At 58.5% G+C, this 12,987-nt stretch carries 11 protein-coding genes and 2 pseudogenes; 4 read left to right on the top strand and 9 right to left on the bottom strand.

Annotation, left to right across the window (positions count from 1 at the left end; genetic code table 11):
• Positions 1-14: 14 nt before the first annotated feature.
• The 3 genes from JW799_RS10595 to JW799_RS10585 all read right to left on the bottom strand — a co-directional run bounded on the left by JW799_RS10595 (position 15) and on the right by JW799_RS10585 (position 3,145).
• Complete coding sequence (locus JW799_RS10595; RefSeq protein WP_080833500.1) at positions 15-848, bottom strand: carbohydrate ABC transporter permease; 834 nt, start codon at positions 846-848, stop codon at positions 15-17.
• A 1-nt stretch (position 849) separates the two neighbouring features.
• Positions 850-1,743, bottom strand: coding sequence for a carbohydrate ABC transporter permease (locus JW799_RS10590; protein ID WP_080833502.1), 894 nt, complete (start codon positions 1,741-1,743; stop codon positions 850-852).
• Between the two features lie 73 nt (positions 1,744-1,816).
• Positions 1,817-3,145 (bottom strand): extracellular solute-binding protein, encoded by a 1,329-nt coding sequence (locus JW799_RS10585; RefSeq protein WP_205429712.1) that lies wholly within the window; start codon positions 3,143-3,145, stop codon positions 1,817-1,819.
• Between the two features lie 417 nt (positions 3,146-3,562).
• On the opposite strand from JW799_RS10585, the gene JW799_RS10580 reads away from it, so the two are divergent.
• A complete protein-coding gene (locus JW799_RS10580) occupies positions 3,563-4,480 on the top strand; it encodes an ArsR/SmtB family transcription factor (RefSeq protein ID WP_080833507.1) in 918 nt (305 codons plus the stop codon).
• Between the two features lie 118 nt (positions 4,481-4,598).
• Here JW799_RS10580 and JW799_RS10575 read toward each other — a convergent pair whose 3' ends face one another.
• From JW799_RS10575 to JW799_RS10550, 6 genes and pseudogenes are all read right to left on the bottom strand, one after another.
• Entirely contained in the window at positions 4,599-5,132 is a 534-nt protein-coding gene (locus tag JW799_RS10575) for a discoidin domain-containing protein (RefSeq protein WP_205429710.1), read from the bottom strand.
• Positions 5,129-5,347, bottom strand: a pseudogene (locus JW799_RS30060) (discoidin domain-containing protein); the annotation flags it as partial. The pseudogene JW799_RS30060 and the gene JW799_RS10575, both read right to left, overlap by 4 nt.
• A 233-nt stretch (positions 5,348-5,580) precedes the next feature.
• On the bottom strand, positions 5,581-7,872 hold the full coding sequence (locus tag JW799_RS30055; protein WP_420830612.1) for a chitinase N-terminal domain-containing protein: 2,292 nt from the start codon (positions 7,870-7,872) through the stop codon (positions 5,581-5,583).
• A 176-nt stretch (positions 7,873-8,048) separates the two neighbouring features.
• A pseudogene (locus JW799_RS10560) lies at positions 8,049-9,614 on the bottom strand (chitobiase/beta-hexosaminidase C-terminal domain-containing protein); the annotation flags it as partial.
• 614 nt (positions 9,615-10,228) lie between these two features.
• Positions 10,229-10,558 (bottom strand): DMT family transporter, encoded by a 330-nt coding sequence (locus JW799_RS10555; protein WP_205429706.1) that lies wholly within the window; start codon positions 10,556-10,558, stop codon positions 10,229-10,231.
• Positions 10,555-11,145 carry a TetR/AcrR family transcriptional regulator gene (locus JW799_RS10550; RefSeq protein ID WP_205429704.1) on the bottom strand — a complete coding sequence of 197 codons (591 nt, stop codon included), beginning with the start codon at positions 11,143-11,145 and terminating at the stop codon, positions 10,555-10,557. The genes JW799_RS10555 and JW799_RS10550 overlap by 4 nt, the downstream gene beginning before the upstream one ends.
• Before the next feature lie 136 nt (positions 11,146-11,281).
• On the opposite strand from JW799_RS10550, the gene JW799_RS10545 reads away from it, so the two are divergent.
• The 3 genes from JW799_RS10545 (at position 11,282) to JW799_RS10535 (ending at position 12,975) form a co-directional block, all read left to right on the top strand.
• Complete coding sequence (locus JW799_RS10545) at positions 11,282-11,569, top strand: hypothetical protein (RefSeq protein ID WP_080833516.1); 288 nt, start codon at positions 11,282-11,284, stop codon at positions 11,567-11,569.
• Between the two features lie 15 nt (positions 11,570-11,584).
• A complete protein-coding gene (locus JW799_RS10540) occupies positions 11,585-11,944 on the top strand; it encodes a spore coat protein (protein ID WP_080833517.1) in 360 nt (119 codons plus the stop codon).
• A 206-nt stretch (positions 11,945-12,150) separates the two neighbouring features.
• A complete protein-coding gene (locus JW799_RS10535; RefSeq protein ID WP_080833521.1) occupies positions 12,151-12,975 on the top strand; it encodes a sugar phosphate isomerase/epimerase family protein in 825 nt (274 codons plus the stop codon).
• The last annotated feature ends 12 nt before the right edge of the window (positions 12,976-12,987 follow it).

Genomic DNA, 12,987 nt, shown 5'->3' with positions numbered 1-12,987 from the left:
CTCCCTCGATCTCGTCAACCTTTGACGGCTCCGGCCGTCATCCCGTCGATAAAATATTTCTGGAACGCCAAAAACAAAAGGAAAATCGGCAATATCGAAAAAAACGAACCGACGATCAGCAAGTCGTAATTGTTGCCGTACGGCGTCAGCAGCGTCTTAAGGCCGATCGGCAGTGTATACTTGTTGGCGTCGCTCAGCACCATGAACGGCCAGAGCAAATTGTTCCAGCTGTTCATGCCGTTCAATATGCCCATCGCCGCGAACGCCGGCTTCATGATCGGCAGGACGAGGCGAACGAAAATACCGTACTCGTTCGCGCCGTCGACGCGGCCCGCCGTGATGATCTCGCCCGGGATGCCGCGCAAGTACTGGCGAAAGAAAAAGATCGTCGACGCGTTCGCGATGCCCGGCAGTACGATGGCGGAATACGTGTTCATGAGGCCGAGATCGAACGTCATTTTATACAAGGGCAAAAGCAGAATCTCGAACGGCACCATCATGATCAGCAAAACGCAGATGAACAAGAAGTTCTTCCCCTTGAACTCGTAGGCCGCGAAGCCGTACGAAACGACCGCGCTGACGAGCAGCGTCAACGCCACCTGAACGACCGTGAGCAGCAGGGAATTGAAAAACCACGTGAAGTACGCATGGTCCCCGCCGAACAGAAAGGCGAAGTTGTCGAAGCTCATGACCGACAGGTCGAAGCTCAGGTTCAGCCCGTTGCGGATCAATTCCGCTCCCGGCTTGAAGGAGCCGAGGGCGATCGCGTAAAACGGGATAAGCACCAGGACGCCAACGGCGGCAAAAAGGATCAAGAGGACGATTTGGATCGAGAACGCTTTTTTCATCTTAATCCTCCTTTTTGAACATGCCGGTGAAGGCCAATTGCGTCAGGTTAATCGCCATGGCGACGACCAGCAGCACGATGCCGACCGCCGCGGCGTAGCCGAGATCGTTTTTCTCGATCCCTTGCCGGTACAGGTAGCCGACGATCGTCAGCCCGATGTTTTTCGGGGAATTGTTGCCGTTCCACAGCATCATGCTTTCGATGAACATCGCGAGTCCGGCGTAAATGCTGATCGTCACGACGTAGATCGTCGTCGGCTTCAACAGCGGAACGGTGATCCGGGCGAACTTCTGCCAGGCCGAAGCTCCGTCGATCGAGGCGGCTTCGTAATACTCGTCCGGGATATTTTTGAGTCCGGACAAATAGTAAAGCATGTTGACGCCGAGCCATCGCCACGTCGCCAGTGCCAGAAGCGCTACGAAACCGGTCGTCTGGCCCTTCAGAAATTTGACCGGCTCGACGCCGAACAGCCCGAGGAAGCTGTTGATGAGCGAGCCCTCCATTTCGCCGAACATCAGCCGGAAAATCGTGCCCGCGACGACGACGCTCGTCAGCGCCGGCAGGAAAAGGGCCGATTTGAAAAACTCCCGGCCCCGCATGAACCGGTTGTTGATCAGCACGGCAAACAGCATCGGGATCGGCACGAGAATGGCGATCGTCAGCACCATGTAGACGACGCTGTTCGTCACGGCTTTCAGGAACACCGTGTCCCCCATCAGCTTCGCGTAGTTGGCGAAGCCGACCCACTGCGCCTCCTGCCCGAGCATCGTTTTCTGAAAGCTCATCTGGACCGAGCTGCCGAGCGGATACAGCCAGAAGACGAGGAAGACGAGAACGAACGGCAGCACGAACACGTAGGGAGCAACCTTCTGCGAGTACAGAAAACGCTTGACCATCTGCACGCCTCCTTTGCCAAAATAAAGCTACCCCGGCCGGTACAAGCCGAAGGTAGCCCGCGCGCCATACCCGTTATTGCAGCTGCTGCTCGATTTGCCGCTGCGCGTCGTTCAGCGCTTCCGTTACGTCCCTGCCGTCCTCGAAAATCTCGTTCAGCGTCACCGTCCCCAGCACGTTGTTGATCGTCGGGGAAGCCGCGGTCGACTTGATGAGCCGGATTTCGTCCTTGATTTCGTTCAATACGTCGAACGGGTTGTTGACGAAATATTGCACGAACTGATTCTCCGGATTGTGGGTGACGTCCTTCATGTCCCACACGTCCATGTTGACCGGGTCGAAGCCGAGCGTGTTCCAGATTTCGATGTTGGCGTCCAGTGACAGCTTCGCGAACGCGAGGAAATCCTTCGCCAGTTGAACGTCCTTGGCCGTCTTCGTTACGACCGTCCCGGTGCCCCCGCCGCCATACGATCTCGGCATGCCTTCTTCCATGACCGGCATCGGCGCGATCGCGATTTTGCCGGACAGGTCGGCCATGTAATTCGTAAACCGGGACATGAACCAAAGCGGCATCATGGCGCTGGCGTAATTGCCCGAGTTGAATTCGCCGTACGCCTCTTCCGTATCGGGCTGCCCGCCGGCGATCGTGGCGATCACGTTGTTGTCCTGCAAATCCCGAAGCAGGGTCAGCGCTTTGACCATCGCTTCCGAGTCAACGGCCGGGTTGCCGCTGTCGTCGGTGAAATCCGCCCCCTGCTGCGAGAGCAGCATCGACTCCTGCCACATCGCGCTCGTGTCGGCGGTTCCCATGTATTTGCCGGTTTTCTCGTACAGCTGGATGCCGGCCTGCTTGTAATCGTCCCACGTTTTGATCGTCGCGTAGTCGATGCCCGCCGCTTCGAGAATTTCCGTATTGTAAAAGGCGACGCTGGCGCCGACGTGAGTCGGAACGCCGTAGTTTTGGCCATCCTTGCTGTAAAGGTCGATCCGCGACTCGACGGTGGTATCCCGATAAGGATCGATGACGTCGTTCAGCGGCTCCAATTGCGGCGTGCCGGCCAGAAAATCCGGGAATTTTCCGACCTCGATATCCGCGATGTCCGGCGCTCCCTTGCCCGTCTGCACGGCGATGGACAGCTTGTTGTGCATGTCGTCGTACGGCATGACCGTCACGTTCAGCTTGATTTGCCGGTCCGGGTTTTGCTCGTTCCACTTTTGCAGCATTTTTTCGAAATGTTGGCCATGCAGCTCGACGAACGTCCAATACGAAAGCTCCGTCGCGCTCTCGCCCGCTCCCCCGTCCAGCACCGTCTGCTCTCCGCCGCCGGACGACGAGGAGCCTCCGCATCCCCAAAGAAACACCGCCATCGAAAGCACCGTCAACCCGATCAACCATCTTTTCATTTTGGACCCTCCCCGTAAATGTCCATGCCGGAACATGCATTTTCAACTCAAAGGGCGTTTCGCTTCTATGCTGCAGGCTTCAGGCTTATACTTGGAAGGAAGCGCTTTCTCGTCGTTGAACGTTCGCTGCCTCTGCCGCTTCCGACTCTCCCCGGTTCATCGGCACCTCCTGTTTCAAATAAATTTAAATTGATTTCGATTTTATTGAATGAATGCGCTTGCAGGTTTAAAATATCATACGACCGGTACTTTGTAAACATAGAAACCTAAACCTTTTTATGTTTTTATAAAAAACTCTGCATTTATTCACTTAAACCACGGAATGGACCGGTAAGTTATTGATTTTGTTTTAAATAAATGTATAGTAAAATGAGGACGAATGATTTTCGACATTACAGATGAGGCAGGTTCTGTCGCATGATTTATATCAAGGACTTGATGAGCGGAATCGATATTTTTAAAGCGCTGAGTTCGGAAATCCGGATTCAAATCCTCGAGCTTCTGGCGAAGAACCCGTCCTTGAATTTGAACGATCTGGCGGGCAAGCTGAACTTGAGCAACGGCGCGATCACGATGCACGTCAAAAAGCTGGAAGAAAGCGGCTTGATCGAAATCAACACATCCGTCGGCAAGCATGGCATCCAGAAGCTTTGCTATTTGAATAAAGACAAATTGATGATCGATCTGCGCAAAAAAGACGTCAACAACCTGTACGAGGTCGAGCTTCAGGTCGGGCATTACAGCAACTACCAGGCGTCTCCCACCTGCGGGCTCGCCACGAAGGACAGCATTATCGGCGACTTCGACGACCCGCGCTACTTTGCCGACCCGCGGCGGATCGACTCGGAGATTATTTGGCTCGCGGAAGGGTTCCTGGAATACCGGATTCCGAATTATTTGAAGCCCAACCAGACGTTTCGGGAAATCCAGTTTTCGATGGAGCTCGGATCGGAAGCTCCGGGGTATTGCGACAATTACCCGTCGGACATCTATTTCTACGTCAACGGCATCGAAATCGGCTACTGGACGAGTCCCGGCGACTTCGGGGACGCCCGCGGCACGTTCAACCCGGACTGGTGGCCGCCGCATTTGAATCAGTACGGCATGCTCAAGCTGATCCGCATCAACCGCGAAGGCAGCTTTATCGACGGCTGCCGGATTTCGAACGTCACGATCGACCAGATCAAGCTCGATTACAAGAGCGAGTTGACGTTCCGGCTGGCCGTTACGGACAAATCCGTCAACAAGCGGGGAATGACGATCTACGGCAAAAACTTCGGCAACTACAGCCAAAATTTGCTCGCCCGCGTCCTGTTCGACGAGATCGAGGAATAAAACCGAAAGCGCACCTCCACCTCCCCCATGCATGCCTAAAAGGGAATAACGGCCGTTTCCGACCGTTATTCCCGGGTTCCGGGGCCGCTTGCCAGAAGCCGCCCGGCTCTATTTTCTTCTATGCTCCGTGCACTTCGATCTCGGCGAACGCCATCCGGTAACGGTTCGCGTCCGTCGGATTCGGACGCAGGTTCGTGCCTTCGATTTTCACATAGCGCGCGGTTGCGGCCGGAAAGGCGAAGCTTTGCACGGCGTTGCCCGGCTGCGCATAGCCGGTCCGCGTCACCCTCGTCGTCCAGTTGACGTTGTCCGTCGACGTCCGGATCGTGAAGTCGATCGGAAAGTTTTGACCGACGTTGCCGGCGTCGTTGCGAGGGTACAGATCGACCCGGCCGACGGTTCGGGCGGCCCCGAGATCGAGCGTCACGGCTTCCGTATGATTCGTCGTCAGGCTGTTGTTGCTCGTCCAGCCCATCGAGCCGGACACCGAGTTCCGCTGGCCGTCCACCGCCTTCGAATACGACCAGTTGGCGTTTTCCACCGAGCTGGTCGCGGAAACCGTCGCGCCGGCCGCCAGGTTATCGGCGTCTCCGTACACCTCGAACTCCCACATCGAATAGCCCCAGCCGGTACCTCTTTGCGTGCCGTTCATTTTGACGTACCTGGCGTTGACCGGCGCGAACGCGATATCGTCCGTCCCCCGTCACCGGCCGTCGTGCCGAAGACGGTCTGCCAATTCGCGCCGTCCGTTGACGTTTGAATCTGGTAGCTGCGTCCGTATGCGGCTTCCCAATAAATTTTGACGGCATCGATTTTCCGGGTCGAGCCCAGATCGACGGAATACCATTCCGCATCCGTATAGTTCGAGCCCCACCACGACTCAACTGGAGCGCTAGCGGGCGGGCGAGGGCGGTGAGATGAGTACTATTTACTCAAGTGCGTGCGGCTGCATGCGTTCGGCGAGGCGAGTTGAGTCGTCACGACCCAACTGAAGCGTTAACTGGCGCGCGAGGGCAGCGAAATATGTAATACTTCGCTCTAAAAAGGGCCGAGCCAGGGCGGAATTTCTTCCGTCCTCGGATCGGCCCCGGCCCGCCGGCTTACCCCGCCGTCACCGTTACCTTTATTTCGGCGCTGGCCGTGACGCCGCTGCCGTTGATCAGCTCGGCCCGGTACGTATACTCGCCCGGAGCTTTTCCGCCGATCGAAGTCGCGGCCGATTGCGCAGCGGGAGTCGCTGCCGTCAGGCTTTGCGTGTCGATCAGTTCCCCGTTTTCGTACAATTTGTACGTCGTGCCGTTCGTGCCCCACCACATGTTCATCGCAACCGTGTAGTCGCCGTTGCCGTCCCAATTGTCGTGAGACAATACCGGCGTTCCCGGCGAAGCGTCCGCGACCGTGACGGTGTGGGGCGCGCAAACGGTCGATCCGAAGCTGTTGATCAGCTCGCAAGTATAAACGTAAGTTCCGTTCGCCTTGCCGGAAATCGGGGTCGCTACCTGCTGCGCTTCGTTCGAGCGGTCGGCCAGCCGCTCCTCGCGGATAAGCTGCCCGTTCTCGTACAGCTTGTAGGTGGTCCCGTTGTTCCCCCACCACATGTTCATCGCGACTTCGTAATCGCCGTCCCGCAGCCCCGTGTCGTGCCCGTTATTGTCCGACAGCACGGGCGTTCCCGGCTTGCCGGTCGCAAGCGGCGGCTCCTCCGGCGCGACTTCCGCGATCGTCACCGCGTCGACGAACGCGGTGCGGTCGCCGTCCGTCGTCGTCGCGATAAAGCGCACGTCGTGATAACCCGACGCCACCGTGAAGGCCTCCGTCTCGAACGCCGTAAACTCGGAGGCGGACGGCGGCGAATACGTGCCGACAACCGCGTCGCCCACGCGCACTTCGAACGTCTGCTGTCCGCCGAAGCTGCGCTTCGCCGCCTGGAACGCGATTTTATACGTGCCGGCCTTCAGGCGCACCGATTGATGGATTTCGCCCTGGGTGCCGTTTTTCGTTTGCAGATGAGCCGTCTGCACGCCTTCCGGCGCGTCCGCCGCGCCGAACGCCGAACCGTTGCGTTGCACGCCGGCCGTCAGGCTGAACGTCCAGCCGTTCACCATCGGCCCCGTCTTGACGCCGGTCGTTGCCGGCGACTCGAAGCCGCCGTTCGCCACTTCCGGCGCGAACGGAACCAGCCCGGCCCTCGCCGCGATCAAAGCGGCCAGCGCATCGTCCGTCTCCGCCTGCGTCGCGTCCGGATCATCCCGCACGGCGACCGCCCGCGCGACGGCCTCGGTCAGCGCCTGCCAGCTCGAAACGGAAAAATCGAATTCGGAAAGCGGCTCCGCCTCGATTTCCTGCACCTTGGCCGCGAGCGCCGTTTTGTCCACGTCGGCTTCGATCGGCTTGATCTGCACATTGTCGACGAACGCCGTATTGTCCCCGGTTGTCGTCGTGCCGACGAACCGGATCGCATGGTTCGCGGTTGCGGGCACTTCGAAGCCTTGGGTCGAATAGGACGCAAATTCGGTCGATTCGGGCGCATAAGACCCGATTTTCGTCGTCCCGAAATAAACGTCGAAGCTTTGCTGCCCGCCGAAATCCCTGGCCGCGGCATCGAACGCGATCTTGTATTTGCCCGCCGGGAAATTGACCGCTTGGCTGATTTCGGGAACGGCGCCGTTTACGGTTTGCAAATACGCCGTTTGCACGCCTTCCGGGGCTGTCGCCGCATCGAACGCCGAGCCGTTGCGCTGGACGCCCGCCGTCGCGCTGAACGCCCACCCGTTCGTCATCGGCCCGGTTTTGACGCCGCTGGCGGACGTGACGACCGGGGATTCGAAGCCCGCGTTCAGAAAGGCGGGCGGTGCGGGCGGTTTCGGTTCGCCGATCGTCACGGCATCGATAAAGGCGGTGTTGTCGCCGGTCGTCGAGGTCGCCCGGAACGTAATCGTATGCTTGCCGCCGTCCGTTTCGAAGCTGTCGGTCGCGAATTCCGTAAACGCCCCCGACGGCGCGAAGCTGCCGATGACCGTGTCGTCGAACAGGACGTCGAACGTCTGCTGGCCTCCGAAGCTGGTTCGGTTGGCCGCCATGAAGCCGACCGCGTACGTTCCGGGCTTGAAGTTGATTTCCTGGCTGAATTCCCCGTTCATGCCGCTGTCCGTTTTCAGATAGGCCGTCTGGTTCCCCTCCGGAGCGGCCGGCGGTTCGAACGCGCTGATATTCGTCTGGACGCCGGACCAGCCGTTAAACGTCCAACCGTTCGCGAACGGCCCGTTGCGATACTTCTCGACGGCCGGCTTTTCGAACCCGGCGTTGTAGAACGTGATTTCCGGCAGCTCTTCGGGAATGTCGGCACTATAGTAGCAGCGCTTCGCCGCGCCCGGATTCGGATCGCCGAACACGTCGTCGCCGCAGACGGTTCCCCCGTCAGCACCTTGTAGTTGAACAAGCCGTCCGCCCCGTAGGCGACGACCGCCTCCCCGTCGAAAAAGCAGTAGCCGTCCTCGTACGCGCAGAACGAGTAACCGTCCGGCGCGTTGCTGATATCGTGGATGCGGTAAAACGACTGCGTGATGCCGGAAGCGTCAAGCCCCTCCTTCAGCGCGATCGCTTTGAGCACCTGCACGGTCCCGTTTTGCAAAATGACGGGCTTCGTATACAGCGGCGAAGACGCATTTGGCGCGCTGCCGTCGATCGTATAGCGAATTTCCGCGCCCGGGGTCGCCGACGTGATCGTCACGGCTTCCGCGGAATCGTAGACGCCGTAAGGCAGGCTGAATGCCGGAGCTTCGACCCGCGTCGGCACCGATCGGGGCTTGACCGTCACCAGCGCGATATTGTAGCCGTCCGGGTCGCTCGCGCTCGCCGCCTTGATCGCGACTCGCCGCTCGTCGTTCACGTCGGGCGGCGTGTACAGGCCGTTCGCGTCGATCGTCCCGTTGCCGCTGCCGATGACGCTCCAGACGACCCCGTCGTCATTGTCGATCACGTCCGCCGTCAGCTGCAGCGCCTCTCCTCCGGCCACGCTCGCTTCGAGAGGCGATACGGCCACCTGCGTCTGCGCGGGCTCCGTCGTGTAGACGACGACGCTGTAATCTTCGTCGATCGTCCCGTCGACGAACGAATCGCCCGCGGCGAAGGTGCCGGATACCGGCGGCAAAATCGCATTGCCCTCGCGAGCGATGTCGTCCTTGTACACGTGCTTTTTGAACGTTTTGCCGATATGGACTCCGTTAAAATCGAACTCGATCTCCTTCGCCTCTCCCGCCTTGCTTTCCAGCACGATCGCATAGTCGCCCGCATCGGTGCGGAAAGCGGCCGCGCGGATGTCCGGCGAGCTCGTTTCCACCCTCAGCACGTCGCTGTGCTCGGGAACGTACCGGGCCAGCATGCCGGCGGCGTAGTACGTTTTTTTCGGAGCAAGCCCCTGCACGCTCGCATCCCACATCGTATAGTTGCCGTTCGTGTCGCCGTCGGGATCGGTGCTCCAGACGCCGTTCAGCTGCCAGACGAGCGCGGACTTCAGGCCCTTGTTGGCCGCTTCGATCACGTAATTGGCGAAGCCGGAATCCCAGCCGCTCATGTCGTCGCCCGACCAGCCGAACTCCGTCATATGGACCGGCTTGGAGCCGACGGCCGCCTGGCTCACGGCGATCGCGTTGCCCAGGTTGGCGTACGGCTCCCCGTACACGTGGAAGCTGTAACCGTCGATGTGCGCGTCGGCGTGCTGCTTCATATACTCCGTCCAGCCCGGCGCGCCCGTCTCCTCCGGCGCCCAAATCTCGACGCGGTCGCGCAGGCCGTCGGCGGCCAGCCGCTGGCTGACCTTCGTGACGAGATCGGCGTAATACTGCATTTGGTGGGCCTGATCGCCTCCCGTCTCGAAATCCCAGCTGCCGTTCGGCTCGTTATAGAACGTCAAATACTTGATGTTGTCGTATCCGCGCCCGTCGATCAGCTCGGAGAGAGCGGCCGAAGCGGATTCCGCGAAAGCGTCCAGGTCCGCGGGCGCGCTCGTATACGGATCGACGCCGGGCAAGCCGAACCAGTCGTGAACGGCGGAGCCGTTTTTCCAGCCAAAATTCAGCTCCACTTCGGTTCCGGCCTCTTTAAAGGCGTCAAGATACGGATAAAACGCTTTCATTTTGTCGCTGTCCCAAGTGTAGACGCCCTTCGTCGGCTCCATCCAATCGATCTGGTACCACACCCTCGCCACTTTCGGCTTGAACGTTTGAATGCGCTTTCGATCAATTTCCCAGTAAGCCTCGTCAAAGCCATAGCCTGCCGATTTCGGCATCAAACTGCCCGGTATCACGTTGATGCCGATTCCCAGAAAATCCTCGGATACCGTAACGTTCGGATCGATTTCCACCGTGTAGGCGGAAGCCGCCGACGCTTCGGCCGGCCGGACGAGCCCCGGCGGCAGAACGATTAACGCCATGAATAACAACAAGCCCCATTTCCCGACCCACGATCTTTTCCCCGACATTGCCTGCTCACTCCCTCATCGTATTGGTAAAACGCAAAACGAAAGGCAAGCGCCGTCCGCGCACGGAGAAACGAGCGTTTCCTCCATGACGGACGGCTCTAGGCTGCGTACTTCTATCGTAGGGAATACAGGCGGAAAAAAAATGAACAAAACCAAGGTTTGATTGAAAAATATACGGGTCGTCCGGCCGCAGGTTGAACGATTTTCGCCGGACTTGCCTGAATTGGCCATTTCGGCCGCATCGGATTTTCATCCTGCTTGGCGGTTCCTTACCCGTGCGCGTTCCCTTTCAGGTTCAGCACGACCACGCCCGCGATAATGAGCAGGATGCCGGCGACCGTCGTGACGCTTGCGGTTTCTTTCCAGATGACGACGCCGATAATCGCTGTAACCGCCGTCCCTACTCCTGACCAGATCGCATAGGCGACCCCCAGCGGAATGTGCTGCAAAGATAACGACAACGAATAAAAAGCGACGCCGAACCCGGCGATCGTTCCCAAACTCGGATACAGCTTCGTAAAACCCGCGGAAGCCTTCAGCATCGACGTGCCGAACAGCTCCGCAGCGATGGCCAGCGCCAGAAACAAATAAGCTTTCATTGTGCATCCTCCCCCGTTGACGCCGTTTCTTCCGGATGCAGGCAAATGCCCGCAAGCAGAAGATCGGCCATTTGCTCCAGCATCGATTCGAGCGATCGCTCCCGGCGATCGGCCGCGCCGCGGCTCATGAAATGATAAAGCCCTCCCACGTAAACCTGGACGAACACCCCGTCGTCAACCGGGCGAAACGCGCCTGCCTCGATTCCTTCCCGGATCATGGCCCGAATGTTGTCCCAGCCGTCGTTCATGTATTCGTCGAGCTTTTTCCACTGCTTCGGATACTTTTGCTGCAGTTCCTTCCATATGCGAACGTCGCGGAAAGCAAAGCCCTCGGGCAAGCAGGTCAGCGACCGCCGCAGCTTTCGCTCGAACGACAAGGAAGCGTCGCTCATCAAACGAGCCTCTTCCTCCTTGAAGCTTTCGATCGCCTGAGTCACGATATATTCGATCATTTGCTCCTTCGATTCAAAATACTGATACACCGTTTTCGTGCTGATTCCAAGGCGCCCCGCGATCTCCCGCATCGAGAACTTCAGGCCGTGCCCCGCGATTTCCTCGAAGGCGGCCTCTGCGATCCTCTCCTTCAAAGCCGAACCTCCCTTCGCTTCCCGGAAAATAATTATAACATTTCGTTTTCCTTGTTTTCCGCATGTGCGCGTTGGATATTTTTTCATTTATTCAGAGATGCTAAAGACGAATCCGAGCCAGGAAAGGAGAACTCCAATGCAACAAACGCAAGCCCAGGGCCAACAGCAGCAACAGCCCGTCATGCAGCAGCCCCCTCAGGTCATTACGACGAAAGACCACCTGTACTTGAAAGATCAGCTGTCTTGGGAACTTCTCGCCATGAAAAAATGCAGCCATTTCGCGGGCGAATGCACCGACCAGGAAATCCGGCAGGCGATCGACCAAGCGGGTCAAATGCACAAGCGGCATTACGAGCTGCTGCTCAAGCATCTTCAGCACAACAACACGGCCGAGATGCAAAAAGTGCGGCAGCTTCAGCAATAAAAGGAGGAAACTCGCATGAACCAGAGCCAAAATCCGAACGCGATCCAAAACCCGAAGCCGGCGAACGAGCCGCAGGTGAAAGGGCCGGAAATGAACGACCGCGACCGGCTTAACGACATTCTCGCGCTGGAAAAATACTTGACCGACAGCTTCAACGTCTCCGCCCGGGAAGCGAGCCATCCGGCCCTTCACCAGGACATCATGACGGTGCTGACGGAAACGCACCAATGCCAGTACCATATGTACGAGCTGATGTTCCGCAAAGGCCACTACAAGCTGGAGGCCGAGGAGCAGACGAAGCTGGACCAAAGCTTTCGGCAGTTCCAAAACTACTCCAGCCAATTCCCGTATCCCGCCGCCACGACGGTTCAATAAACGCCTAAAGGGACGATGCCCGCGGTTTTTCGCGGTTCGTCCCTTTTCGCCTTAAATCCCCCGAACACCGCCCTCCTCTTCCTCATCAAACTACCACAAATGGTCATCGCCGTACCCTATTTTCCCTCCCGCTCGGTTTCTAGAATGGAACTATCCTATGAAAAAACGAATAGGAGCTTTAGCAAAACGCGAGGAGGTTATCACCGATGAAGCTGGCCTTGAGCATGTGGAGCGTTCATCGAATCGCCAGGCAGCAGTCGTGGTCGGCTCTGGATTTTCTGTCCTTCTGCCGGAAGGAAGGCATCGACCGGGTCGAACTGCTGAATGTGTTCTGGAAAAACGTCAAGGAAGAGCTGCCGGAGGTCGCGGAATATGCCAAGCGCCATGGAATCCGCATTGTCAGCTACGCGGTCGGCAACGACTTCGTCCAGAGCGATCCGGGCGCGCGGAACGAAGCTTTGCGGCAAATAACGGACGCTTTTCCGGTCGCGCGGACGCTCGGCACGGGCACGATCCGCGTTTTTTCCGGCAATTTGAAGGACGGGTTCACGTTCGATTCGGCGCTGGCGTATATCGTGGGCGGATTAGGCGAAGCCGCCGCCGAAGCCGAGCGTCAAGGCTTGACGCTCTGCCTGGAAAACCACGGCATGCTGGCGGGAACCGGCAAGCAGGTGCTGGACATTATCGAACGGGTCGGATCGGAGGCGCTCCGCTCTACGTTCGACACGGGCAATTTCCTGCTCGTCGGCGAAAATCCGCTCGACGCGCTGGACGTTCTTCTCCCCTATGTCGGCCACGTGCACATCAAGGATTTTTACGAAGCCCCGGACGGCCCTTACCGGTCTCTTGAGGGCAAAACGTTCCAAGGCATCGAAGCCGGAAGCGGCCTCGTCGACCTGGACGTCATCGTCAACCGCTTGAACGGCGCCGGCTATGCCGGAGCTTACGTGCTCGAATACGAGGGCCCCGGCGACGAAGCCGCCGGCATTCGGGCGAGCTACGAGTACTTCGGCACGCTATCCCGGGACTAGGAGGTATCGACA

Source organism: Cohnella algarum (assembly GCF_016937515.1).
Classification (GTDB): domain Bacteria; phylum Bacillota; class Bacilli; order Paenibacillales; family Paenibacillaceae; genus Cohnella; species Cohnella algarum.
Note: the sequence above shows the minus strand (reverse complement) of the source record. Positions and strands in the feature narration are given on the sequence as shown.

Excerpts from the sequence above, each read along its gene's own strand:
- JW799_RS10595 (WP_080833500.1), bottom strand. The coding sequence starts at position 848 with ATGAAAAAAGCGTTCTCGATCCAAATCGTCCTCTTGATCCTTTTTGCC.
- JW799_RS10590 (WP_080833502.1), bottom strand. The coding sequence starts at position 1,743 with ATGGTCAAGCGTTTTCTGTACTCGCAGAAGGTTGCTCCCTACGTGTTC.
- JW799_RS10585 (WP_205429712.1), bottom strand. The coding sequence starts at position 3,145 with ATGAAAAGATGGTTGATCGGGTTGACGGTGCTTTCGATGGCGGTGTTT.
- JW799_RS10580 (WP_080833507.1), top strand. The coding sequence starts at position 3,563 with ATGATTTATATCAAGGACTTGATGAGCGGAATCGATATTTTTAAAGCG.
- JW799_RS10575 (WP_205429710.1), bottom strand. The coding sequence starts at position 5,132 with ATGAACGGCACGCAAAGAGGTACCGGCTGGGGCTATTCGATGTGGGAG.
- JW799_RS10555 (WP_205429706.1), bottom strand. The coding sequence starts at position 10,558 with ATGAAAGCTTATTTGTTTCTGGCGCTGGCCATCGCTGCGGAGCTGTTC.
- JW799_RS10545 (WP_080833516.1), top strand. The coding sequence starts at position 11,282 with ATGCAACAAACGCAAGCCCAGGGCCAACAGCAGCAACAGCCCGTCATG.
- JW799_RS10540 (WP_080833517.1), top strand. The coding sequence starts at position 11,585 with ATGAACCAGAGCCAAAATCCGAACGCGATCCAAAACCCGAAGCCGGCG.
- JW799_RS10535 (WP_080833521.1), top strand. The coding sequence starts at position 12,151 with ATGAAGCTGGCCTTGAGCATGTGGAGCGTTCATCGAATCGCCAGGCAG.